Below are 22778 nucleotides of genomic sequence, written 5' to 3'. Positions count from 1 at the left end.
CTCGTAAAAACGGAGACGGGCCTGCCGCGTCTCGCCTTCGGCCCTGATTTACAGGACTTTGCGGCAAGAACACGGCAGGCCCGCCTTATGCGTGTCGCTATTCCAGAAGCGGCGACCAGGCCGGGTCGGATGCGAAGCCCTTCGTCTGGATCGGTTGCTCGTTGTAGCCGGAAAGATCGATCGAATAGATCTGCGGTCCGCCGGCGCCTGCGCTCTGGCGGAAGAACATCAGCACGCGGCCGTTCGGCGCCCAGGTCGGGCCTTCATTGTGGAAGCCCGTGGTCAGGATGCGCTCGCCCGAACCGTCCGTCTTCATCACGCCGATCGAGAACTTGCCGCCAGACATCTTGGTAAAGGCGATGAGGTCGCCGCGCGGAGACCAGACCGGCGTGGAGTAGGAGCCGTCGCCGAAGGAAATGCGGCGCTGGCCGGAGCCGTCGGCGCCCATTACGTAGAGCTGCGGCTTGCCGCCCCGGTCGCTCTCGAACACGATCTGCGTGCCGTCGGGCGAATAGGAGGGCGAGGTGTCGATCGCCGCGGTCGAGGTGAGGCGCGTCGTGGTGCGCGAGCGCAGGTCCATCGTGTAGATGTTGGAATTGCCTTCCTGCTGCAGGCTCATGATGACCTTCTGGCCATCCGGCGAGAAGCGCGGCGAGAAGGTCATGCCCGGGAAGTTGCCGACCACTTCGCGCTGTCCGGTCTCCAGCTGGAGAAGGTAGACGCGCGGCTGGTTGCCCTCGAAGGACATGTAGGTGATTTCCTGGCGGTTCGGCGAGAAGCGCGGCGTCAGGACGAGTTCGTTGGAGTTGGTCAGCGCGCGGGCGTTGAAACCGTCCTGGTCCATGATGGCGAGCTGGCGCTTGCGGGCCGTCTTCGGGCCGCTTTCGGCGACATAGACGATGCGGGTGTCGAAGTAGCCCTTTTCACCGGTCAGGCGCTCGTAGATCGCGTCGGCAATGATATGCGCCACGCGACGCCAGTTTTCCGGCTGCGTGTAGAACTGCTGGCCGGTCAGCTGCTGGCCGGCGAAGGTGTCCCACAGGCGGAATTCGGCGCGAAGGCGGCCATCGCTTTCCTGCGTCACACGGCCCGTGACGAGAGCCTGCGCGTTGATGACCTTCCAGTCCTCGAAGCGCGGCGGCTGGTCGGGATTGGAGATCTTCTCGATGAAGGCCTGCTTGCCGACCGGCGCGAAGAGGCCGGAGCGCTTCAGGTCCGCCGCGATCACGTCGGTGATGCGCTGGCCGAGATCGCCACTGGCAACGAAGTCCGTCACCGCGATCGGCAGCGGCTCGACATTACCCTTGTTGATGTTGATTTCCACAAGCGCCCAGGCCTGCGGCAGAGAGGCCGCAAGGCCGGTCAGCACGACCAGGAGTCGGAGGAGATTGCGTCTGAACATCTGTCTAGGCCTTCCCTAGTTCTTACATCATTTGGCTGGGGTCGAAGTTCACGACGACTTCGCTCCAGGCGTCATATTTCTCAGGCGGCAGCCCCTTGAAGGGCCGCGATTTCATGATGGCGCGGCGTGCGCCGCCGGCCAGCGCGCGGCGTGCGGATTCCGTGCCGCCCGTCGCGGTCACTTCCGGTTCGCCGATGATGTCGCCGTTCTGGTCGAGCTGCATCTTGACCTGGATGCGCACGTCGGCGGCATCCGCAAGGCCGGGAATGATCGACCAGTTGTTCTGGATCTGGCCGCGCAGCGCGTCCATCTCGCTCAGCGAAAGCTTGGTGCCGCTCGTCGTCTTCTTGCCGCCGAGCGCAGCCTCTTCCTGCGAGCGCTTGGCGCCGCCGCCGGCCGCCTTCTCCTTGTTGAGAAGTGCGGAAATCTCGTCGGCATTGAAGTCGCTGTCGTTCAGCGAGCTTGCCTTTTCCTGCTTCTTCTTCTGGTCCTTCTTGCGATCCGGGGTCTTGGCGGTTTCGGCCTTCGCCGTCTCCACCTTCTTCTCGGCCGGCTTCTCCGCAGTCTCGGTCTTCTTCGTCTCGAGCTTCGGCTTCATCTCGGGAAGCGGCACCTTGTCCGGCAACGCTTCGGCTTCGGGGTCTTCGGCGGGCTTTTCCTCGGAGGGCGTAGCCTCAGGCTTCGGATCCGGCTTGACCTCCTGCTTGGCCTCCGCGACGGCGGCGACCTCCGTCGACGGTTCGCTGGCAGGCTCTTCCTTCTTCACGTCTTCGACCGGCTTGGTGTCAGGCGTCTGGACGACCTTCTCGGCCTTTTCCGGCGAGGCGGCCGTCTCGATGTCGCGCGGCTTTTCCTCCGGCGTCGGCAGGTTCTTCAGGTCGACATCGTTTTCGCCGGCGTTTTCCGCATTCTCGACCGGCGTCTGCTTCTTGGTCGGAATCGGCGCCGCCTTTTCCTTCATTTCGGCTTTCTTGTCGCCCTGCTGGATCTGCGTCAGTTCCTCGATCGACACGATGTCGACCGGCAGCGCCTCGACATTCGCAACATCGAAGCTCTCGGGACTGCCGAGCGAAACCAGCGCCCAGGTGAGAACCACGGCGTGGATGACGGCGGATGTGGCGAGGCTGCCCTTCATGGCGTGCGATCAATTATCCGGTTTCTGCTCGGTGACGAGGCCGATATTCGTGAAGCCGCCGGCCTGGATGCGCGACATGACGTCGGCGATCACGCCATAGGGCGCATTTCCGTCGCCGCGCACGAAGATGCGTTCGGTATAGCCGGTGGTCGCCACGGCCTGCAGCTTGGCGGCGACTTCCTCCATCGGGATCGCGGTTTCCTGCAGGAAGACCTGGCCGTCGGCCTTGACCGAAACGGTGATCGGCTGGGTATCGGCATTGAGGGCCTTGGCCTGCGTCTTCGGCAGGTCGAGCGGCACGCCGACGGTCATCAGCGGCGCCGCGACCATGAAGATGATGAGCAGCACGAGCATGACGTCGACCATCGGCGTCACGTTGATTTCGCTCATCGGGGCCTTCTTGCCGCCCCCGCGACGGCGGCGGCCACCGCCTGAATTCTTCGCTCCGACCGACATGCCCATGGCGTCGTCTCCGTCCTAAATCCTGGTGCCGAATTACTGCGCCGCGGCGCGCGGCTGCAGCTTTTCATCGATCTGGCGCGAAAGGATGGCCGAGAACTCGTCCGCGAAACCTTCCATGCGCGCCGTCAGCTTGCCGGCATCGGCGGAGAACTTGTTGTAGGCGATAACCGCCGGAATTGCGGCGACAAGGCCGATGGCGGTGGCGAGAAGCGCTTCGGCGATACCCGGCGCGACGACCGCAAGGCTTGTCTGCTTGGAGCCGGCGATGGCCTGGAAGGAGGTCATGATACCGACAACCGTACCGAAGAGGCCCACGAAGGGCGCCGCCGAACCGATGGTCGCGAGCGAGCCGAGCCGGGCTTCCAGCGTTTCCGATTCGCGCGACAGCGTCACGTCCATCGCCCGGTCGATACGCATCTGCAGACCGATCGGCGAGCGCGCACCGCGCTCGAAGCTCTTCTTCCATTCCCGCATCGCCGCCACGAAGATGGCGCTCATACCGGTGGTCTGGCGATCGGAGAGCGTACGGTAGAGCTCTTCCAGGGACTGGCCGGACCAGAAGACCTGCTCGAAGCTGTCCAGCTGCCGGCGCGCACGGCCATAGCTCACCGCCTTGTCGACGACGATGGCCCAGGTCCACACGGACGCTGCGAGAAGGCCGAGCATGACCAGCTTCACGATGAATCCGGCCTGGATGAAGAGACCCCACAGGGTCACGCTACCAGCCGCTTCCAAACCCACTTGTTCCATAGACCTATGTCCCCGAATCCAAACACCCGGCACGGGCCCTCGCGGCTCGAACCGGGTCACATTCACGCCTCTGCGGTCTCCTGGGAGGTGGATATCGCATCGGCATTCACAAACCGCGCGTTGCAGCCAGGGATTTGCTCCCAACCACTTCGCAGCCCGTCAAGAATGTCCGGTTGATGCCGCCGGCCGCCATGCCGGTCAAACGCTTACAACCTGCCTTCTTCACGGCAATTTTGGTTAAAGGATGACGTGCAGTGCACAAAATCCTCACCAACCGAGTAAGACATCATTATGGTTAAGGGAGTGTTACCGGCCGGCGACAGCGAGAACTTCCTGCGTCTTGGCAAGAAAGCGCGCCGCAAGGGCTTCCGGCAGCCGGCGGGGGCGACCCGCGGCATTGATGACGGCGATGATGACGCGCGCTGCGATCAGAAGCTGGTCGCCGCGGCGGATTTCCTGGTTGAGGATCATCTTCGCCCCGCCCGCCTTTTCGGTGGAGGTCAGGATGGTCAGGATATCGTCCATCCGCGCCGGCGCCTTGAAGTCGATCTCCATGCGGTGCACGACGAAAACGAGGCCTTCCCGGTCTTCCTCCAGGATCAGGCTGCCCTGCTCCACGCCGAGCAGCCGCAGGTAATCGGTCCGCCCGCGCTCCAGGAAATGCAGGTAGCGGGCGTGATAGACGACGCCGGAAAAATCCGTGTCCTCGTAATAGACCCGCTGCACGAGCCGGTGGCCCGCCTCGGTGAGTTCGCCGGCAAGCGGATGGGTCGTTCCGGTCACGCTGCTATCCCTTCCTTGACGATAAGGTGTTCGCCCGTCGCCGGCAGTCGCTCGATACGGTCGGCGATGAACTGCGGTTTCAGCCGATGCGCCATGAGCGCGGTCGGCGTCGCCTTCAACCAGCGGAACTCCACCTCCACGCCGTCCACCACCCGATGCACGATATCCTCCTCATGGAAGGGAAACGCATCGGCGAGCGACAGCAGGTAGTAGAAGCCGAGTTCATGCGCCGTATAGCCTTCGTAGGAGAAGAAGTTCTCGACGGTCCACAGCAGACGCTCGACACGCGCATCGCGATGAAGCTCCTCGCGCATTTCGCGGACGATCGTTTCCTGCGAATCCTCGCCGATCTCCGCCCGGCCGCCGGGCAGCGCCCAGTAGTCGTCCTTCGCGCCGCGCTGCGCCAGGACATACCCGTCATGAAAGATCAGGCCCGCCACCCGGAAGCTGAATAGCTGCGGCTTGCGGTCGATCCGGATCATGTGGCGGGTGGTCTCACTCATCCTCGAGCCCCAGCCGGAACTGCGTCGCCTCGATATCCTTCGGCGGCGTCAGGCCGAGATGTTTCCAGGCATTGGCGGTGAGAACACGGCCGCGCGGCGTGCGCTGAATGAAGCCCTGCTGGATCATGTAGGGCTCGATGATGTCCTCGATGGCATCGCGCGGTTCGGAAAGCCCCGCCGCAATGGTCTCGATACCGACCGGACCGCCACCGAAATTATGGGCGATCATCGACAGATAGCGCCGGTCGAGCTGGTCGAGGCCCATATTGTCGACCAGAAGCCGCGTCAGCGCCTCGTCCGCGATCTTCTGCGTCACCGCTTCCGCCCGCGCCACTTCTGCGAAGTCGCGGACGCGGCGCAGCAGCCGGCCCGCGATACGCGGCGTGCCGCGCGCGCGGCGGGCGATCTCGCGCGCACCCTCGTCGGTCATGCCGAGACCCATCAGCCGCGCCCCGCGCCGCACGATGAGTTCCAGTTCCTCGACGGTGTAGAAGTTGAGCCGCACCGGAATGCCGAAGCGGTCGCGCAAGGGTGTCGTCAGCAGGCCGAGGCGCGTTGTGGCGGCGACGAGGGTGAACTTCGACAGGTCGATCTTCACCGAGCGCGCGGCCGGGCCTTCGCCGATGATGAGGTCGAGCTGGAAATCCTCCATGGCCGGATAGAGGATTTCCTCGACGGCCGGGTTGAGGCGGTGGATTTCGTCGATGAAGAGCACGTCGCGCTCTTCGAGATTGGTCAGGAGCGCCGCAAGGTCGCCGGCCTTGGCGATGACCGGGCCGGAGGTCGAGCGGAAGTTGACGCCGAGCTCCTTCGCCATGATCTGCGCCAGCGTCGTCTTGCCGAGGCCGGGCGGGCCGACGAAGAGCACGTGGTCGAGCGCCTCGCCGCGGTTCTTCGCCGCCTCGATGAAGATCTTCAGGTTGGCGCGCGCCTCCGCCTGGCCGGTGAAATCGTCCAGCGTCTGCGGGCGCAGGGCCGTGTCGATGTCCTCGCCGCGCTTTTCCGGCGAAAGCAGTCTGGTCTCGTCGCTCATGCAGCCCTATTCCCATTGTCCACGGCGCAAAGCAACCGCATCACCGCGACAATTCCTTGAGGCCGAGGCGGATGAGCTTGGCGCTGTCGGCCCCCTCCCCGCCGTTCTTCAGCGCCGCCGCGACGGCATTGGCCGCCTGGTCGCGCGAATAGCCGAGATTGGTGAGCGCCGAAACGGCATCGGCGACAGGCGCGGCGGCGACGCCCTCGCCGATCTCCTGCTTGAGACCGATGGAAGCTGCGGCCTCTCCGGCAAAGGCCGGCGCCTTGTTGCGCAGTTCCGTGATGATGCGCACCGCCACTTTCGGCCCGACGCCGGGCGCACGCGACACCGCCGTCTTGTCCTGCAATGCGATGGCGTTCGCCAGTTCCCCCGGCGTCAGCGTGGACAGCACCGCCAGCGCGACCTTGGAGCCGACGCCCTGCACGCTCTGCAGCAGCCGGAACCATTCCCGCTCCAGCGCCGTCAGGAAGCCGAACAGCTTGAACTGGTCCTCGCGCACATAGGTCTCGATGAACAGCACCGCCGCCTCGCCTGCCGAGCCGAGCTTGCCAAGCGTGCGCGCCGAACAATGGGCGACATAGCCGACCCCGTGCACGTCGAGCACCACGTGGTCTTCGCCGATCTCGTCGATGGTGCCTTTGAGTTTGCCGATCATGGTTGAGGTCCGTCAGGGATGGATTTCGGGAGAGATGATGTCGAGCGTGGGAAAATAGGGGCGATAGCGCGCCGGGTCCCGCGTGAGAAGGCGATGGGCGCGCACGGCCGCGTGCGCGCCGATGAGGAAGTCCGGCAGGGTCCGCTCGCGCTGCCCGCCGGCGCGTCGATAGCGCTGGTGCGCCAGCCCGGCCTGGTAGGTGGCGGTAAAAGGCAGGGCTTCGCGAACCGGATTGAGACGCGCGAGCGCCTGGGCCAGCGCGTCCTCGCTCGGCATCGTGCCTGCCAGCTCCGACCAGACGATCGGCGACAGAATGAACTGCGCATCCGCCTTCAGCGCGAGAATGACGTCGGAGGACCAGGCCTTGAACGGCGTTTGCGGCCCGAAGACGTCGATGAGGATATCGGTATCAATCAGAACCGAGGTCATCACGCGATCCCCGAAGCCAGTCCATATATTCGTCCGCCGTCATGCCGCCGGTGTCGAAGGTACCGGTCCGGCTTTTCAGCCAGGCCGCGAAATCGTCGGGCTCCGCCGCCTTGCCGCCGGCAACAACGATCAGCCGTGCGCCCTTCTCGTCGGCGACGAAATCCACTTCGGAACCCGGACCGATGTTCAACCGGTCGCGGATATCCTTCGGGATCGTCACCTGGCCCTTTTCCGTCAAACGCATGGTAATACCTCTGAGGTATTACCTAATGCCACGACAGGAACAAGTCAAGAACAAATCAGCCTGCGAGCTTGGCGAGGCGGCCGGAAAGGCCCTGGCGATTGTGGGCGTGGCAGATGGCGATGGCGAGCGCGTCGGCGGCGTCGTTGCCGACGAACGTGGCCTTGGGCATCAGCACCTTCAGCATCATGTGGATCTGCTGCTTCTCGCCGTGGCCGACGCCGATGACCGCCTTCTTGACGGCATTCGGCGCATATTCGGCAACGCGCAGGCCCGCGCGCGCCGGCACCAGCATGGCGATGCCGCGCGCCTGACCGAGCTTCAGCGTCGCGGTCGCATCCTTGTTGACGAAGGTCTGCTCCACGGCCGCCTCGTCCGGCTTGTAGCCGTGCACGATCTCGGCAAGACCGTCATGCAACTGGCAGAGGCGGGAAGCGAGGTCCATGTCGCCATCGGAGGTCACCGTGCCGGAGGCGACGAAGCGCAGCGAATTGCCGAGCGTCTCGATGATACCCCAGCCGGTGCGCCGAAGCCCCGGATCGATGCCGATGATGCGAATCGTTTCCTGCATGTCAAAACCCTAGTCCCGTCGGCCGGACCCTGCCAGCGAAATGTGAACAAAACAAAAACATAGCGCCGCCGCGCGAAATCGCGCCCGCCATCGCTTGGATTTCATGAAACTGAACCTACATGGGAGCACGATCAAATTCCCTTACACGAGGCCGCGCTCATGGTGCCCTTTTCCATTCTCGACCTGTCCCCGGTCATCGAAGGCGGCACCGTCGCCCAGTCGCTCGCCAATTCCCGCCGCCTTGCGCAGGAGGCGGAAGCCCATGGCTACAAGCGCTTCTGGCTCGCCGAGCATCACGGCATGCGCGGCATCGCCAGCGCCGCCACCGCCCTCGTCATCCAGCATGTCGCCGCGGGCACGGAAAAGATCCGCGTCGGTTCCGGCGGCATCATGCTGCCGAACCATTCGCCGCTCGTCATCGCCGAACAGTTCGGCACGCTCGCCGCGCTCTTTCCCGGCCGCGTCGACCTCGGCCTCGGCCGCGCCCCGGGCACGGACATGCGCACAGCGCAGGCGCTGCGCCGCAACCTCGACAGCGCCGCCAACAATTTCCCGCAGGACGTCATCGAACTGATGCAGTTCATGGGGCCGCCGAACCCGGACCAGAAGGTTCTCGCGGTCCCCGGCGCGAACAGCAACGTGCCTGTCTGGCTGCTCGGCTCCAGCCATTATTCGGCACATCTGGCCGGCATGCTCGGCCTGCCCTTTGCCTTCGCATCGCATTTCGCGCCGGACATGCTGCTGAGCGCGCTGGAAATCTACCGCGAACGCTTCGAGCCCTCGCAATATCTCGACCGGCCCCATGTCATGGTGGGCGTGATGGGAGCGGCGGCCGATACGGATGCCGAGGCACAGCACATCTTCACCTCCATGCAGCAATCCTTCGTGCGCCTGCGCCGCGGCGCGCCGGATGCGTTCCCGCCGCCGGTCGACAGCATGGAGGGCCTGTGGAGCGAGCAGGAGCGCATCATGGTCGAGCACACGCTGCAATATGCCGTGGTCGGCGGGCCTCAGACGATCCAGCGCCGCATCGCCGACTTCCTCGCATTGACCAAGGCCGACGAACTGATCGTCTCCATGCCGGTCTACGACATGGAGGCACGGCTGCAATCGCTGCGGCTCTTCGCCGAGGCACAGCAGGCGCTTGCCAGGGCCGCATGACGAAAAAAGGCCGGAGCCTTGCGGCGTCCGGCCTTTTCTGAAATGGATGTGCGGTCGATCAGGCCGAAAGCTTGGCCATGACTTCGTCGGAGACCTCGAAGTTCGAGTAGACGTTCTGCACGTCGTCGTCGTCTTCCAGCGTGTCGATGAGCTTCATCAGCGACTGCGCCTTTTCCTCGTCGACCGGCACGGTGTTCTGCGCCTTCCAGATCGCCTTGACCGTCTCGGCTTCGCCGAGCGTGTCTTCCAGCGCCTTGGAAACGTCGCCGATATCCTCGAAACCGCAGATGATGGTGTGGCCGTCTTCGTCCGTCGTCACGTCCTCGGCGCCAGCCTCGATGGCGGCTTCCATGACGCTGTCGGCGTCGCCCACGGAAAGCTTGTAGGTGATCTCGCCAACGCGATCGAAGGAGAAGGACACCGAACCGGTTTCACCGAGCGCGCCGCCGGCCTTGGAAAAGGTCGAACGGACGGAAGAGGCGGTGCGGTTGCGGTTGTCGGTCAGCGCCTCGACGATGACGGCGACGCCGCCCGGGCCGTAGCCCTCGTAGCGGACTTCCTCATAGTTCTCCGCATCGCCGCCGGCGGCCTTCTTGATCGCACGCTCGATATTGTCCTTCGGCATGGACTGTGCCTTGGCGTTCTGGATCGCCAGGCGCAGGCGCGGGTTCATTGCCGGGTCGGGCATGCCCGTCTTCGCCGCGACCGTGATTTCACGGGCAAGCTTGGAGAACATTTTCGACCGCACGGCATCCTGCCGACCCTTGCGGTGCATGATATTCTTGAACTGTGAATGGCCAGCCATGGCACCCCTGTCTCGTTTGGCGCCCTTTTCTTCGGTCGCCGGTCTCTGTGCCGGAGCACATGCCGCGATAACACACCAGCCTGCCGCCCCGATTTTTGGAATGCCGCCTTATAATTTCATTGTCGCCGCGCGTCCAGCATCCCGGCGAACAAAGCTCAGTCGGCCCTGACGCGGGCGCGGCTGAGAAGGAAGGAGTGGCCGTCGCCGCGTTCGCAGGTCAGCCCCGTCCGCTCCGAGTAGCAGGTGAACGGACCGCCGCGCCAGACCTCGCCATAGTCGAGCGTCTTCTCCGCGCCGCAGCAGCCCTGGTCGCCGACATTGGACAGCACCACCGCCTTGCCCGCGCGGCCAAGGGTGGCCCGCAGATATTTCGGCTCGATGCGGTCGCAGGCAAGTTCCGGGCCGCCATCCGCCGGCTGGTAGACCGCGGTTCCGCCCTCCGGGATATAGGTGCAGCCGATATTGCCCGACGGCATGACGAAATGCTCGGCCTCGCCAAGCGTCCGCGTCGGCGCCGCCTCGACCGGCTGTTTGGCCGTTTCGCGCGGCTGGCCGGATTCCGCCGCCGGGCCGCCCGGGGTCGGGGCGCCGCCGGCAAGCGCGGGAGCAGAGCAGAGGAGGACGATCGGCAGGGCAAGGAGGGCACGCATGACAAGACTCCGGCATCAAACGCCGGAGAGAATATGAATCGTCGGGCGCTTCGGCAAGCTGCGGACGGAAACCGTCATCGTCGCGCTGTCGTCCGTCACCACATCGAACCCTTCGCCGAACATCGCCAGGAACTGGCCGATGCGCGGCCCGCGCCGGTGCATGGGCAGGATCAGCGCGGAGCGCAGGCGCTGCACGACGCGGCTCATGCTCTCGGCCCCCATGGTGAGCCCGCCGTCGACAGGCACCATCACCACATCGAGCCGACCGATCTCGGCATACTGCTTTTCGGTCAGCTCGTGATGCAGGTGGCCGAGATGGCCGATGCACAGGCCGGCGACCTCGAAGATGAAGATGGAATTGCCATTCGGTTCCATCGCGCCGCCCCAGCCACGAATGTCGGTCGGCACGTTGCGGACATAGGCATCGCCCACCACGACATCGTGATCCGCGCCCCTGTCCGAAGCGTCGTCCCAGCCATGCAGAACATGGTCGATTCCAGGGTCCGGGTTCAGCGTATAGTGGCTGGAATGCGCCTTGTTCATCGTCACGACGGTCGGCAGCGCCGGCGGTTTGAACCAGCCGTTATAGTCGGTGGCGATCCTCACGCCACCAGGCGTTTCGAGGAAGAAGGTCGAATGGCCGACATAGGTGATGCGCACCTCCTCGTTGGCCGTCGTCTGCACCTGAAGCGCGGTTTCGGCAGCGAGGCTGGCGAAGGTGACGGAAGGCAGGGATCGGGCGATCATCTGGCATTGGCTGACCGGCGTTTCGGACTGGGCGGACACCGGCCGCGCTACGGCAAAAGCCGCAAGGGCGACGGTTGCCAGGAACATGAGCAGGAAATGCGGCATGGGCGGCTCCGTTCATCGGTCGCCGCGACTATGCGCCCGCCGGCCGGGCGGGTCGAGGCGGACCGGCGGCCGGCACGATCACAATCCCTTGAGCATGCGGCCCCGGAACCTTGCCCCGCCCCTCACGTTTCCCCGGGCATCCATTCCCAACGATTGCGAGGAACAGCCATGTCCAATCTCACCCGAGCGCGTGAAAATCCGAAGGAGCAGCTTTTCGACGAGATCGACCGCATCCATGCCGGCATGCTCGGCATCGAGGGTAGCCATATGCACATGCAGCCGATGGCGCCGCAGCTCGACCGACAGACGGCGACCATCTGGTTCTTCACCAAGACGGACGCGGAAATCGTCGAAACCATTTCACCGGCTTCGCGGGCGCATTTCTGCGTGGTCGGCAAGGACCATGACTATCATGCCTGCGTCGCCGGCCGCATTTCCGTGCGCAAGGATGCCGCCAAGGTCGATGAATACTGGAGTTCGGTGGTCGAGGCCTGGTTCGACCACGGCAAGGACGACCCGACGCTCACCATGCTCGCCCTCGAGATCGAGGACGTGGAAATCTGGGCTTCGACCGGCAGCAAGCTGAAATTCGGCTGGGAGATCGCCAAGGCGAACCTCAACCCCGAGGAAGAACCCGACGTCGGCGTGAAGGCCCATCTCGTCTTCAACAGCGGCTCGGCCGATCACCTGCGCCACATGATCTGACGCAGGGTTCGGCGAAGGCGCTCAGCGCCAGAAATCCGGCACCGCCTCGGCGAGGCGCGGCCCGAGGCGGAGCGGCGCCACCTTTTCGGCAAGGCCTGTGCGGTCGGAGATCTCGACCGCCAGGCCGCAGATCGTCGCGGGGCCGGAGGCCGCCTCGAAGCGGCCCTTCGGCATTTTCGAGATGAACCGGTTGAGCGGCTCTTCCTTGTCCATGCCGAGCGAGGAATCGTAATCGCCGCACATGCCTGCATCCGACATATAGGCGGTGCCGCCGTTGAGGATCTGGCAGTCGGCGGTCGGCACATGGGTGTGCGTGCCGACGACGACGCTGGCGCGCCCGTCGACGAAATGGCCGAAGCACTGCTTCTCGCTCGTCGCCTCGGCGTGGAAATCGAAGATGATGGCGTCGGCCTGCTCGCCGAGCGGGCAGGAGGCCAGGATCGCTTCACCCGCCGTGAAAGGATCGTCCAGCTCGGGATGCATGAAGACGCGGCCCATGATGTTGGCGACGAGCACGCGCGCGCCGTTGCGGGCGATGAAGAGGTTCGCGCCGCGCCCCGGCGTGCCGGCGGGATAGTTGGCAGGCCGCAGGAACTGGTCATGCCGGCCGGCGAAGCCGACGGCCTCCTTCTGGTCCCAGACATGGTTGCCGGTCGTCACGACGTCGGCGCCGGCGTTGATCGTCTCCTGGAAGATGTCTTCCGTGATGCCGAAGCCGCCGGCCGCGTTCTCCCCGTTGACGACGACGAAATCCAGCTTGAAATCGCTGATCAGGCCCGGCAGGCGCTCCCAGACGGCTGTCCGTCCGGTCTTGCCCACCATGTCGCCGAGAAAGAGAAAACGCATCTGATTGCCTTATGAAACCCGTTGGAACATGCGGAGGCCGCTTTCGGTGAGAATGCCGTCGAGAGGCACGTCATGCGGCTCGGCCGGTACTGATGCCACTTCCTGGCAGTCGAAGGCAATGCCGATGAGTGTCGGCGTGCGGCCTTTCGCCTTGAGGCGATCGATCGCCCGGTCGTAATGGCCGGCACCGTAGCCGATACGGTGGCCGCTCCGGTCGAAGGCCGAAAGCGGCACCAGAAGGATATCCGGATCGAGCACGGCGGCCTCTGGTCCCGGGCCGGTCGTGCCGAAGCCGGTCTTGACGATTGGTGCCCCGACGACCAGTTCGCGGAAGACGATGGTTTCGCGATCGAGCACCACCGGCAGGCAGAGCCGCGCGCCGCGCGTGCGCAGATGGGCCAGCAGCGGGCGGATATCCGCTTCCGAGCGGATCGGCCAGAAGCCGGAAATCACCGCGCCGGGATCGAAGGCGATGCGGTCGCCGGCCTGCTCGACCATCGCGAGACTGCCCTCGATGCGGGCCTCCGGCGCCATCGCGTCGCGCAATGCCAGCCGCTCGTTGCGGATCGCCGCCTTCTGTTCCTTCGGTGTCACTGACGTCTCCAGCCTGTTCGCGCGTGGCTTACCAGCTAGCAGCGGCCAAAGGCAAATGCCGCTCCCTTTGCGACAGTACGCGCACCGTTCCACAATGGGACAAAGTGGCGAAAAACGGCCGCGCGCCGTTAAGCATTGGAACAGCTTGCGCTTTGCGCATCCCCGCCGAGCCTTTAAGCCGGGCGGCATGACACCCCCGGAAAATGATCTTTCCCACCTGCCAGAACTGACCGAAATCGAAAGGCGATGCCTGGAGCTTGCCGCCTACGGCAAGACGCCGGCCGATATCGTGCTTGAAACCGACCTTGCCATGCCGCGCGTCGCCGAGGCCTTCCGCAGCGCCATCGAAAAGCTGGAAGTGCGCAACGTCACCGGCGCGGTGACCCGCGCGGCGCGTCTCAATCTCATCTGACCTCAGGCGGCGGCGGATTTCTCCGCCAGCCGCAGCATGGCCTGCGCTGCCCCCTCGTCGGTAATCAGCGTGTTGCAGCCGACACGGCGAATGGTGGCGCGGATGGCTGGCGCCCGGTGCGCGCCGCCGGAAACGAGCACGATGTGGCGCGCCTTCTTCACCGTATCGAGGTCGATGGACATGACGCGATGGCGGATCGGATGGTCGATCGTATGCCCCTCCGCGTCGAGGAAATTGCACATCGTATCGCAGACGCAGCCGGCGGCGATCAGTTCCTCCAGCTCGTTGCGGGCGATGAAGTCGCGGGAGAGCGAACTGGAGCGTGGGCCGATATCGCCGCAGCTCACCACGGCGATGTCCATGTTCTCCGCCAGGTCGAACAACGTCTTCAGCCCGCATTTCTCGATCAGGCTGCGCTTGGTCTCGCCGCTGTCGACGAGGAGCGGCGCAAGGAACAGATAACATTCCGCGCCGAGCTGGCTCGCCAGCTGCCAGGTATATTCGATGGGATTGATGTGGTGCGCCTCCACCACGCCGCCGAGCAGCGAGACGACCTTCACCCGCTCGCGCCGCGCCGGGCGGAAGCTCGCAAGCGAGGCGGTCAGCGTGCGCCCCCAGCCGACGCCCACCGTGCAATCGTCCGGGATCGCCTCGGTGAGGAACTGGCCGAGCGCAAGGCCGACGCTCTTGGCGGTCGCCTCGGCATTGTCCGCCGCCGGCACCACCACCGCCTCGTCCAGCCCGTAGGCCTTTTCCAGCCGGCCCGCGAGATCCACGCAATCGGCGATGCCCTCGTTGATCCAGATCTGCACTTCCGAGCGCTTCAGCGCCTCGTCGAGCATGCGGATGACGGTGGTGCGGCTGACGCCGATCTTCTCCGCCACATCCTTCTGGGTGAGGCCCTGATTGTAATAGAGCCAGGCAGCGCGCAACCGCAGCGCCGCCGATTCCGAATAGGCCGTGTGTGTATCGCGCCGGAGCCTGGCCACGTCGCCTCCATTCCTTTGCTTTCGTCTCGGGGCCCACCCTATCATATCCCGCGAAGAATGCGACATATGTTCAAAAGAATGAGCAAAAGTGCTTGACTTTTACCCGGGGAAACGCCGATAGTCCGCCCATATCTGCTGGCGGTATTCTGCCGGTGGATGAGGCGTGCCGGTGCACCCAATGGCCGAAACGGAAGCACGGCCGGCGGGCGCATCTTCACGGGAACATGGAGGAGGGCCTGGCGTTTCCCAGGAACGCGGCCCGGCAACAACTTTCGGGATTTCGGATATGACATCCAAGCTTGAACAACTGCGTGCGATGACGACCGTCGTGGCCGATACCGGCGATATCGAAGCCGTACGCCGCCTGAAGCCGGTCGACTGCACGACCAACCCCACCATCGTCCTGAAGGCGCTCGGCACGCCGATGTTCGCCGACACGGTTGCCGAAGCACTGCGCTGGGGCCGCACGCAGGGCGGCAATCACGATGGCGTCGTCGCCGCTGTCGGCGACCGCCTCGCCATCTCGGTCGGTGCGGCACTTGCGGAACTCGTGCCTGGCCGCGTCTCGACCGAAGTCGACGCCGACCTCTCCTTCGACACCGAAGCCTCCATCGCCAAGGGCCGCGCGATCATCAAGGCCTACGAGGACCGCGGCATCACCCGCGACCGCATCCTCATCAAGCTCGCTTCCACCTGGGAAGGCATCCGCGCCGCCGAAGTGCTGCAGAAGGAAGGCATCGACTGCAACCTGACGCTGCTCTTCAACAAGGCCCAGGCCATTGCCTGCGCCGATGCCGGCGTCTTCCTCATCTCGCCCTTCGTCGGCCGCATCCTCGACTGGCACGTCAAGGCCTCCGGCAAGACCTTCACGGCCGAGGACGATCCGGGCGTGCTGTCTGTCCGTTCGATCTACGACTACTACAAGTCCAACGGCATCGACACGATCGTCATGGGCGCCTCATTCCGCAACACGGGTGAAATCGAAGCGCTGGCCGGCTGCGACCGCCTGACGATCAGCCCTGCCCTGCTCGAAGAGCTCGACGCGGCCGAAGGCACGCTGGAGCGCAAGCTCTCGCCGGAAAAGGTCGCCAAGGTCTCGCCCGTCAAGATGGACGAGAAGACCTTCCGCTGGATGCTGAACGAAGACGCCATGGCCACCGAGAAGCTCTCCGAAGGCATCCGCGCCTTCGCCAAGGACCTCGGCAGCCTCCGCGCCATGATCGACAAGGAACTGAAGGCGGCGGCGTAAGGCGCCCGCCCACACGGACGAATATCCATCCTTCCCCGGTCGGGCCTGACCCGACCGTCCACAGGCCAACCTGAGGACGACAGACGGGAAGGAGGAGACCCGCAAAAAACGAAGGCCGCCCAAGGGGCGGCCTTTTTCGTTCGGCAACAATGCCAGGAAAGTGCGATCCACGGCGACCGATGGAGATTTACGATCCTGGGTGCCTACAAACGTAGGTGGGCGCCGTGTGTCCAAGCCCACGGGCCTGGCCAGGGACAGCTCCCTTTGGATCGAGTATGGCCCCAGGGATTGTGGTTCCTGTCGGGAAGCGCAGACCGCATCCGACATATAGGATGAAAGCGGCGCTTTCGCCAGTGGCAATTCCGGCAGCATTTCCAGCAAAATGCGGACGCGATCTTGCGCCCGCATCGGCGCTAACACAGGCAAGCAGCATTCCTGTTGGCAGGAGAGTGTGACGCTTTGGGTCAGTTGACCTGCGGCTTGCCGTTGAGCTTGGCGGCCATGCCCTGGATCTGGCTGGTGAGTTCGCCAAGCGCCTGCGCGATGGCCTCCTCGTTGCGGGAGACCTCGCCCATCACGCCTTCGCGGCCCTGGCGCAGCGCCTCGGCTTCCTTTTCCAGCTTGCCAAGGCGTTGGGTGACGTCGTTCAGCTCGTCCATCACCATGATGCCGGCCATGACGGTGAGGCGCAGGTCGCCGATCTCGCCGAACTGGCTCTTCAGATGCCCGACATAGCGATCGAAGCCGGCGGCAAGCTCTTCGAGATGCGCCTCCTGGCCTTCCTCGCAGGCCATGCGATAGGCCTTGCCGTCGATCTGTACCGTTACCTGGGCCATGCCATCACTTTCTCATTGGGATTAGCGGTCGAGCACGGCCCGGATGGTTTCCATCGCCGTGACCAGCCGGCGGGAGACCTCTCGGTTGACCTCCTCCAGACGGTTGGCGCGGAATTCGGACTGGTCGAGTTCCTGGGCGAGCCGCGAGCGGTCGGCGTTGACCCGCCGTACCTCGCCTTCCACCTCGCCATGATGGCGCTCGCGGTCGAAGCGCATGTCGAGCGCATTGTCGAGGCTCGCGAGAGCTCTGCGAAGCTCCTCGATCGCTGCCCTGACTGTTTCCCCGTTGGTCATAAAGCCTTCACCGGCACTCTCAAAAAACGCGAATCGCCGCCGCCAGCGCCGGTTCTCTCGCATTGACAGTATTCAACTGCGGGCAGGAGCGTCAACAGCGCTGCGGGGCCGGCTGGAAAAGCCGTTGTGGATCAGCCCTCGGGAGGGGCGAAAACGCCTTGGACGCGTCCATTCAAAAACGCTGAAAAAGTCAGAGAAACCGGCGCTCAAGTGCCGCAGGAACAGCCGAATTCGTTGACTCCGACGGTGCACCTGCTATGTGTCACCCGCTTCCAACCGATGCCCCGACAGATATCCCAAGAGCGGCGTCGGCCCTGACACCCCGAAGAAGACGGAACAGTCATGATCTCTCGCGAAAAACACGACCGGATGGCGAACGCAATTCGCTTCCTTTCCATGGATGCCGTGGAAAAGGCGAACTCCGGCCACCCCGGCCTGCCGATGGGCGCAGCAGACATTGCAACGGTTCTTTTCACCCGCTTCCTGTCCTTCGACCCGAAGACCCCGTCCTGGCCGAACCGCGACCGCTTCGTGCTGTCGGCCGGCCACGGCTCCATGCTGCTCTACTCGCTGCTCTACTTGACGGGCTACGAGGACATCACGATCGACGAGATCAAGAACTTCCGCCAGCTCGGCGCCAAGACCGCCGGCCATCCGGAATACGGCCACGCTGCCGGCATCGAGACGACCACGGGTCCGCTCGGCCAGGGTATTGCGAATGCCGTCGGCATGGCGCTTGCCGAACGCAAGCTGCGCGACGAATTCGGCTCCGACCTGATGGAGCACTTCACCTATGTCATCGCCGGTGACGGTTGCCTCATGGAAGGCATCAGCCAGGAAGCGATCTCGCTTGCCGGCCACCTGAAGCTCAACAAGCTGATCGTCTTCTGGGACGACAACAACATCTCGATCGACGGCCCGATCTCGATTGCCGACTCGACCGACCAGCACGCCCGCTTCCGCGCCAGCCAGTGGCACACGATCGCCGTCGACGGCCACGATCCGGACGCCATCGCCGCCGCCATCGAGGAAGCGCAGAAGTCCGACAAGCCGACCATGATCGCCTGCAAGACGACCATCGGCTTCGGCGCGCCGAACAAGGCCGGCACGCACAAGGTCCATGGTTCGCCGCTCGGCGCGGAAGAAATCGCCGCCACCCGCAAGGCGCTGAACTGGGAATCGGAAGCCTTCGTCGTTCCCTCCGACGTGCTCGACGCCTGGCGTCTCGCCGGCCTGCGCGCCACCAAGGCGCACAAGGAATGGGAAGCCCGCCTCGAAAAGACGGATGCCGAGAAGAAGGCCCAGTTCGTGCGCCGCTTTGCCGGCGACCTCGAAGGCAGCCTCGATTCCGCCATCGCCGCCTACAAGAAGAAGCTCGCCGAGACCAAGCCGAACCCGGCCACCCGCAAGGCTTCGGAAGACGCGCTCGAGGTCATCAACGGCGTGCTGCCGGAAACCATGGGCGGCTCGGCCGACCTCACGGGTTCCAACAACACCAAGACCAGCCAGACCAAGTCGATCACCCCGACCGACTTCTCCGGCCGCTACATTCACTACGGCGTGCGCGAGCACGGCATGGCGGCCGCGATGAACGGCATGGCGCTGCACGGCGGCCTCATCCCCTATTCCGGCGGCTTCCTGATCTTCTCGGACTATTGCCGTCCGTCGATCCGTCTTGCCGCCCTCATGGGCATCCGCGTCATCCACGTGCTGACGCACGATTCCATCGGCCTCGGCGAAGACGGCCCGACGCACCAGCCGGTCGAGCACATGGCCGCGCTGCGCGCCATCCCGAACCTCCTGGTCTTCCGCCCGGCGGACGCCACGGAAACGGCCGAATGCTGGCAGCTGGCGCTCGAAAGCCACAACCGCCCGTCCGCCATCGCGCTGACCCGCCAGAACCTGATGCCGGTGCGCCTGGAATACGAGGAAGAAAACCTCTGCGCCCGCGGCGCCTATGATCTCGTCTCGGCCAGCGACGCCAAGGTGACGATCTTCGCCACCGGCTCGGAAGTCGAGATCGCCGTGAAGGCCCAGCAGGCTCTGTCGGCCAAGGGCATTTCCACCCGCGTCGTCTCGGTTCCCTGCGTCGAGCTCTTCGCCGAACAGCCGGAAGCCTATCAGCAGGCCGTCATCGGCCACTCGCCGGTCAAGATCGCCATCGAGGCCGGTATCCGTCAGGGCTGGGATCACTTCATCGGTTCGGACGGCATCTTCGTCGGCATGTCCTCCTTCGGCGCCTCCGGCCCCTACAAGGAGCTCTACAAGCACTTCGGCATCACGCCGGAAGCCGTCGTCGCCGCTGCGGAAGCCAAGCTCGGCTAAGCGCCGTCGGGCGCGGCTTGCCGCCGCGCCTCACATCGCCAAACGTTTATCCATAGGGAGAGACCCGAAATGACTGTGAAAGTTGCCATCAACGGTTTTGGCCGCATCGGCCGCAACGTGCTGCGCGCAATCGTGGAATCCGGCCGCACCGATATCGAAGTCGTTGCCGTCAACGACCTCGGCCCGGTCGAAACCAATGCGCACCTCGTTCGCTATGACTCCGTGCACGGCAAGTTCCCGGGCACCGTCACCGTGACCGGCGACACGATCGACGTCGGCCGCGGCCCGATCCGCGTCACCGCCATCCGCGACCCGAAGGAACTGCCCTGGGGCGACGTCGACATCGCGCTGGAATGCACCGGCCTGTTCACCACGAAGGAAAAGGCCTCCGCGCATCTTGCCAATGGCTCCAAGCGCGTCATCGTGTCGGCTCCGTGCGACAACGCCGACAAGACCATCGTCTACGGCGTCAACCACAATTCGCTGACCAAGGACGACCGCGTCATCTCCAACGCCTCGTGCACGACGAACTGCCTTGCACCGGTCGCCTACGTTCTCGACAAGGCCTTCGGCATCGAGAAGGGTTACATGACGACGGTTCACTCCTACACGGGTGACCAGCCGACCCTCGACACCATGCACAAGGACCTCTACCGCGCCCGCGCTGCGGCCCTGTCCATGATCCCGACCTCGACGGGCGCCGCCAAGGCCGTCGGCCTGGTACTGCCGCAGCTCAAGGGCAAGCTCGACGGTTCGGCCATCCGCGTGCCGACTCCGAACGTCTCGGTCGTCGACCTGAAGTTCGTGCCGAAGCGCAACGTCACGGCCGAAGAAGTCAACGCTGCTATCAAGGAAGCCGCTGAAGGCGAACTGAAGGGCATCCTCGACTACGTCACCGGCCCGCTCGTCTCGATCGACTTCAACCACGACAGCCATTCGTCGAACTTCGCCGCCGACCAGACCAAGGTTCTCGACGGCAACCTCGTGCGTATCCTCTCCTGGTACGACAACGAGTGGGGCTTCTCGAACCGCATGTCCGACACGGCGGTCGCCTTCGGCAAGCTGATCTAAGGACGCCCAAAATGTTCCCGCCCCTTACCCTCAAGACGGTCCGATGGCGTCCGTTCGAGGGCGAGGGGCTGGAGCACCTCACCGTGCGGATGACGGGCGGCGGTTTTCGCGCTGAAAGCACCGTCATCGGCGGAGCTGATGCCGAACGCTATGGTGTACGCTATGCGATCGACCTCGATGAGCGATGGCGCGTGCGTGCCTTTGCCGTCGAAGAAACGGCAGGCCGACGCATCGCGATGACTGCCGACGGCGAGGGCCATTGGCAGGGGGAGGATGGCACGCCGCTCTCCACCTTCGATGGCTGCATCGACATCGATCTCGCCGGCTCGCCCTTCACGAACACGTTGCCGATCCGCCGGCTCGCTCTTCGGCCCGAACACGGCACCGCCCGCCTGAAAATGGTCTACGTGCCATTCGACACCTTTCGGCCGTTTCCGGACGGGCAGCACTACACCTGCCTTCAGCCGGCAGGCCGCTACCTCTACGAAGCGGAAGACCGAACGTTCAGCGCGGAACTTCCGGTCGACGCCGACGGCTTCGTAACGGACTACCCCACCCTATTCGCAAGACTCTGACGGGAGCCCACGCCTCATGACCTTCAAAACCCTCGACAACCTCACCGACATCGCCGGCAAGCGCGTGCTCGTCCGCGTCGATCTCAACGTGCCGGTCAAGGACGGCAAGGTCACCGATGCGACCCGCATCGAACGCGTCGCGCCCACCATCCAGGAACTCTCCGGCAAGGGCGCCAAGGTCGTCCTGCTCGCCCATTTCGGCCGTCCGAAGGGTGAAGTCGTCGCCGACATGTCGCTGCAGCAGATCCTTCCGGCCGTGAACGAGGGTCTCGGCACCACGGTCCACTTCGCTTCCGATTGCATCGGCGAACCGGCCGCTGCCGCCATCGCCGCCATGGCGAACGGCGATATCCTGCTTCTCGAAAACACCCGCTTCCACAAGGGTGAAGAGAAGAACAATCCCGACTTCACCGCTGCGCTCGCCGCCAACGGCGATATCTACGTCAACGACGCCTTCTCGGCCGCCCACCGCGCCCATTCCTCGACGGAAGGTCTCGCCCATCTGCTGCCCGCCTATGCCGGCCGCACCATGCAGGCCGAACTGGAAGCGCTGGAAAAGGGCCTCGGCAACCCGGCCCGCCCTGTCGTCGCCATCGTCGGCGGCGCGAAGGTCTCCACCAAGATCGACCTCCTGATGAACCTCGTGAAGAAGGTCGACGCGCTGGTCATCGGCGGCGGCATGGCGAATACCTTCCTCGCCGCCCGCGGCACCAATGTCGGCAAGTCGCTCTGCGAGCATGACCTCGCCGACACCGCCAAGCAGATCATGATCGAGGCCGCGACCGCGACCTGCGCCATCGTGCTTCCGGAGGACGGCGTCGTCGCCCGTGAGTTCAAAGCCAATGCCGAGAACGAAGTCGTCGGCGTCAACGCCATTCCGGCCGACGCCATGATGCTCGATGTCGGCCCGAAGACGGTCGAAGCGGTCAATGCCTGGATCTCGCGCGCATCGACGCTCGTCTGGAACGGCCCGCTCGGCGCCTTCGAGATCGCGCCCTTCGATACCGCGACGGTCTCCGCCGCAAAACACGCAGCAGCCGAGACCAAGGCCGGCAAGCTCGTCTCCGTCGCCGGTGGCGGCGACACGGTAGCCGCCCTCAACCATGCCGGCGTTGCCGACGATTTCACCTATGTCTCGACCGCCGGCGGCGCCTTCCTGGAATGGATGGAAGGCAAGCCGCTGCCGGGCGTCGATATCCTGCGTCAGCAGAAATAACACAAACCTCTTGCGCTCTGGCGCGGATCGCCTACATTTCCTGTATCGTCAACGTTCAGAAAGGAAGGTGATCCGATGTCTAGTGAGAATTTGGCTTTGGCCGCGGACATGGGAAAAGTGGTGACGAAAGCGGGGCAGCCCTCGCTCTGAACCCACCTTCCTTCGGGCCGAAAGGCCCGGGTCCGCACCGGACCAATCCTCATGGGAGCCACCTTCGGGTGGCTCTTTTGC

27 protein-coding genes and 1 other RNA gene are annotated in these 22778 nt (G+C 64.5%); 8 read left to right on the top strand and 20 right to left on the bottom strand.

Annotated features, from left to right (window positions below; translation table 11 throughout):
- Positions 1-97 precede the first annotated feature (97 nt).
- The 11 genes from tolB to ruvC form a co-directional block, all read right to left on the bottom strand.
- Positions 98-1402, bottom strand: coding sequence for a Tol-Pal system beta propeller repeat protein TolB (tolB, locus tag V8U06_RS07675; protein WP_226917967.1), 1305 nt, complete (start codon positions 1400-1402; stop codon positions 98-100).
- Between the two features lie 22 nt (positions 1403-1424).
- A complete protein-coding gene (locus tag V8U06_RS07670; RefSeq protein WP_427140157.1) occupies positions 1425-2537 on the bottom strand; it encodes a hypothetical protein in 1113 nt (370 codons plus the stop codon).
- 9 nt (positions 2538-2546) lie between these two features.
- Complete coding sequence (gene tolR, locus V8U06_RS07665; RefSeq protein ID WP_427140156.1) at positions 2547-2999, bottom strand: protein TolR; 453 nt, start codon at positions 2997-2999, stop codon at positions 2547-2549.
- Between the two features lie 33 nt (positions 3000-3032).
- On the bottom strand, positions 3033-3749 hold the full coding sequence (gene tolQ, locus V8U06_RS07660) for a protein TolQ (RefSeq protein WP_226917964.1): 717 nt from the start codon (positions 3747-3749) through the stop codon (positions 3033-3035).
- Between the two features lie 306 nt (positions 3750-4055).
- A complete protein-coding gene (gene ybgC / locus V8U06_RS07655; protein ID WP_427140155.1) occupies positions 4056-4532 on the bottom strand; it encodes a tol-pal system-associated acyl-CoA thioesterase in 477 nt (158 codons plus the stop codon).
- Positions 4529-5035: an NUDIX hydrolase gene (locus tag V8U06_RS07650; protein ID WP_226917962.1), complete on the bottom strand. Its 507-nt coding sequence runs from the start codon at positions 5033-5035 to the stop codon at positions 4529-4531. The genes ybgC and V8U06_RS07650 overlap by 4 nt, the downstream gene beginning before the upstream one ends.
- Complete coding sequence (gene ruvB / locus V8U06_RS07645; protein ID WP_427140154.1) at positions 5028-6068, bottom strand: Holliday junction branch migration DNA helicase RuvB; 1041 nt, start codon at positions 6066-6068, stop codon at positions 5028-5030. The genes V8U06_RS07650 and ruvB overlap by 8 nt, the downstream gene beginning before the upstream one ends.
- Before the next feature lie 40 nt (positions 6069-6108).
- Positions 6109-6726 carry a Holliday junction branch migration protein RuvA gene (gene ruvA / locus V8U06_RS07640; RefSeq protein WP_226917960.1) on the bottom strand — a complete coding sequence of 206 codons (618 nt, stop codon included), beginning with the start codon at positions 6724-6726 and terminating at the stop codon, positions 6109-6111.
- A 12-nt stretch (positions 6727-6738) separates the two neighbouring features.
- Positions 6739-7155 carry a type II toxin-antitoxin system VapC family toxin gene (locus V8U06_RS07635; protein WP_427140153.1) on the bottom strand — a complete coding sequence of 139 codons (417 nt, stop codon included), beginning with the start codon at positions 7153-7155 and terminating at the stop codon, positions 6739-6741.
- The gene (locus V8U06_RS07630) at positions 7136-7399 is read right to left on the bottom strand and encodes an AbrB/MazE/SpoVT family DNA-binding domain-containing protein (protein WP_427140152.1); all 264 of its coding nucleotides are present in this window, start codon (positions 7397-7399) and stop codon (positions 7136-7138) included. The genes V8U06_RS07635 and V8U06_RS07630 overlap by 20 nt, the downstream gene beginning before the upstream one ends.
- Positions 7400-7454: 55 nt before the next feature.
- Positions 7455-7967 (bottom strand): crossover junction endodeoxyribonuclease RuvC, encoded by a 513-nt coding sequence (gene ruvC / locus V8U06_RS07625; RefSeq protein ID WP_226917957.1) that lies wholly within the window; start codon positions 7965-7967, stop codon positions 7455-7457.
- A 159-nt stretch (positions 7968-8126) separates the two neighbouring features.
- On the opposite strand from ruvC, the gene V8U06_RS07620 reads away from it, so the two are divergent.
- Positions 8127-9128: an LLM class flavin-dependent oxidoreductase gene (locus V8U06_RS07620; RefSeq protein WP_427140151.1), complete on the top strand. Its 1002-nt coding sequence runs from the start codon at positions 8127-8129 to the stop codon at positions 9126-9128.
- Positions 9129-9186: 58 nt separating this feature from the next.
- Here V8U06_RS07620 and V8U06_RS07615 read toward each other — a convergent pair whose 3' ends face one another.
- From V8U06_RS07615 to V8U06_RS07605, 3 genes are all read right to left on the bottom strand, one after another.
- Positions 9187-9933, bottom strand: a complete 747-nt coding sequence (locus V8U06_RS07615; RefSeq protein WP_226917955.1) for a YebC/PmpR family DNA-binding transcriptional regulator — start codon at positions 9931-9933, stop codon at positions 9187-9189.
- A gap of 155 nt (positions 9934-10088) precedes the next feature.
- Entirely contained in the window at positions 10089-10583 is a 495-nt protein-coding gene (locus V8U06_RS07610) for a hypothetical protein (RefSeq protein WP_427140150.1), read from the bottom strand.
- A gap of 15 nt (positions 10584-10598) precedes the next feature.
- Positions 10599-11435, bottom strand: a complete 837-nt coding sequence (locus V8U06_RS07605; RefSeq protein WP_427140149.1) for an MBL fold metallo-hydrolase — start codon at positions 11433-11435, stop codon at positions 10599-10601.
- Positions 11436-11603: 168 nt separating this feature from the next.
- Here V8U06_RS07605 and V8U06_RS07600 point away from each other — a divergent pair, with 168 nt between their 5' ends.
- Positions 11604-12140, top strand: coding sequence for a pyridoxamine 5'-phosphate oxidase family protein (locus V8U06_RS07600; protein WP_427140148.1), 537 nt, complete (start codon positions 11604-11606; stop codon positions 12138-12140).
- Between the two features lie 21 nt (positions 12141-12161).
- Here V8U06_RS07600 and V8U06_RS07595 read toward each other — a convergent pair whose 3' ends face one another.
- Positions 12162-12986 carry a TIGR00282 family metallophosphoesterase gene (locus V8U06_RS07595; RefSeq protein WP_427140147.1) on the bottom strand — a complete coding sequence of 275 codons (825 nt, stop codon included), beginning with the start codon at positions 12984-12986 and terminating at the stop codon, positions 12162-12164.
- Positions 12987-12995: 9 nt separating this feature from the next.
- Positions 12996-13580, bottom strand: a complete 585-nt coding sequence (locus V8U06_RS07590; RefSeq protein WP_427140146.1) for a 5-formyltetrahydrofolate cyclo-ligase — start codon at positions 13578-13580, stop codon at positions 12996-12998.
- Between the two features lie 187 nt (positions 13581-13767).
- On the opposite strand from V8U06_RS07590, the gene V8U06_RS07585 reads away from it, so the two are divergent.
- Positions 13768-13992, top strand: coding sequence for a hypothetical protein (locus V8U06_RS07585; RefSeq protein WP_427140145.1), 225 nt, complete (start codon positions 13768-13770; stop codon positions 13990-13992).
- A gap of 2 nt (positions 13993-13994) precedes the next feature.
- Here the strand turns inward: V8U06_RS07585 and V8U06_RS07580 are convergent, their stop codons facing one another.
- Positions 13995-14981: a sugar-binding transcriptional regulator gene (locus V8U06_RS07580; protein ID WP_226917948.1), complete on the bottom strand. Its 987-nt coding sequence runs from the start codon at positions 14979-14981 to the stop codon at positions 13995-13997.
- 286 nt (positions 14982-15267) lie between these two features.
- On the opposite strand from V8U06_RS07580, the gene tal reads away from it, so the two are divergent.
- The gene (gene tal / locus V8U06_RS07575; RefSeq protein WP_427140144.1) at positions 15268-16230 is read left to right on the top strand and encodes a transaldolase; all 963 of its coding nucleotides are present in this window, start codon (positions 15268-15270) and stop codon (positions 16228-16230) included.
- A 160-nt stretch (positions 16231-16390) separates the two neighbouring features.
- Here tal and ssrS read toward each other — a convergent pair.
- The 3 genes from ssrS to V8U06_RS07560 form a co-directional block, all read right to left on the bottom strand.
- Positions 16391-16549, bottom strand: a non-coding RNA gene (gene ssrS / locus V8U06_RS07570) — 6S RNA.
- A 145-nt stretch (positions 16550-16694) separates the two neighbouring features.
- Positions 16695-17066, bottom strand: a complete 372-nt coding sequence (locus V8U06_RS07565) for a cell division protein ZapA (protein ID WP_226917946.1) — start codon at positions 17064-17066, stop codon at positions 16695-16697.
- A 21-nt stretch (positions 17067-17087) separates the two neighbouring features.
- On the bottom strand, positions 17088-17360 hold the full coding sequence (locus V8U06_RS07560) for a DUF4164 domain-containing protein (RefSeq protein WP_226917945.1): 273 nt from the start codon (positions 17358-17360) through the stop codon (positions 17088-17090).
- A 342-nt stretch (positions 17361-17702) separates the two neighbouring features.
- Between V8U06_RS07560 and tkt the strand changes: the two genes are divergently transcribed.
- The 4 genes from tkt (at position 17703) to V8U06_RS07540 (ending at position 22547) form a co-directional block, all read left to right on the top strand.
- The gene (gene tkt, locus V8U06_RS07555; protein WP_427140143.1) at positions 17703-19685 is read left to right on the top strand and encodes a transketolase; all 1983 of its coding nucleotides are present in this window, start codon (positions 17703-17705) and stop codon (positions 19683-19685) included.
- 69 nt (positions 19686-19754) lie between these two features.
- Positions 19755-20756, top strand: a complete 1002-nt coding sequence (gene gap, locus V8U06_RS07550; protein WP_226917943.1) for a type I glyceraldehyde-3-phosphate dehydrogenase — start codon at positions 19755-19757, stop codon at positions 20754-20756.
- Between the two features lie 11 nt (positions 20757-20767).
- Complete coding sequence (locus tag V8U06_RS07545) at positions 20768-21331, top strand: putative glycolipid-binding domain-containing protein (RefSeq protein WP_427140142.1); 564 nt, start codon at positions 20768-20770, stop codon at positions 21329-21331.
- A 16-nt stretch (positions 21332-21347) separates the two neighbouring features.
- The gene (locus V8U06_RS07540) at positions 21348-22547 is read left to right on the top strand and encodes a phosphoglycerate kinase (RefSeq protein ID WP_427140141.1); all 1200 of its coding nucleotides are present in this window, start codon (positions 21348-21350) and stop codon (positions 22545-22547) included.
- Positions 22548-22778 lie beyond the last annotated feature (231 nt).

The organism is Shinella sp. G-2 (assembly GCF_050172695.1).
Taxonomy (GTDB): domain Bacteria; phylum Pseudomonadota; class Alphaproteobacteria; order Rhizobiales; family Rhizobiaceae; genus Shinella.
The sequence above is the reverse complement of the archived record's forward strand: the minus strand, read 5'-3'. Positions and strand labels throughout refer to the sequence as shown.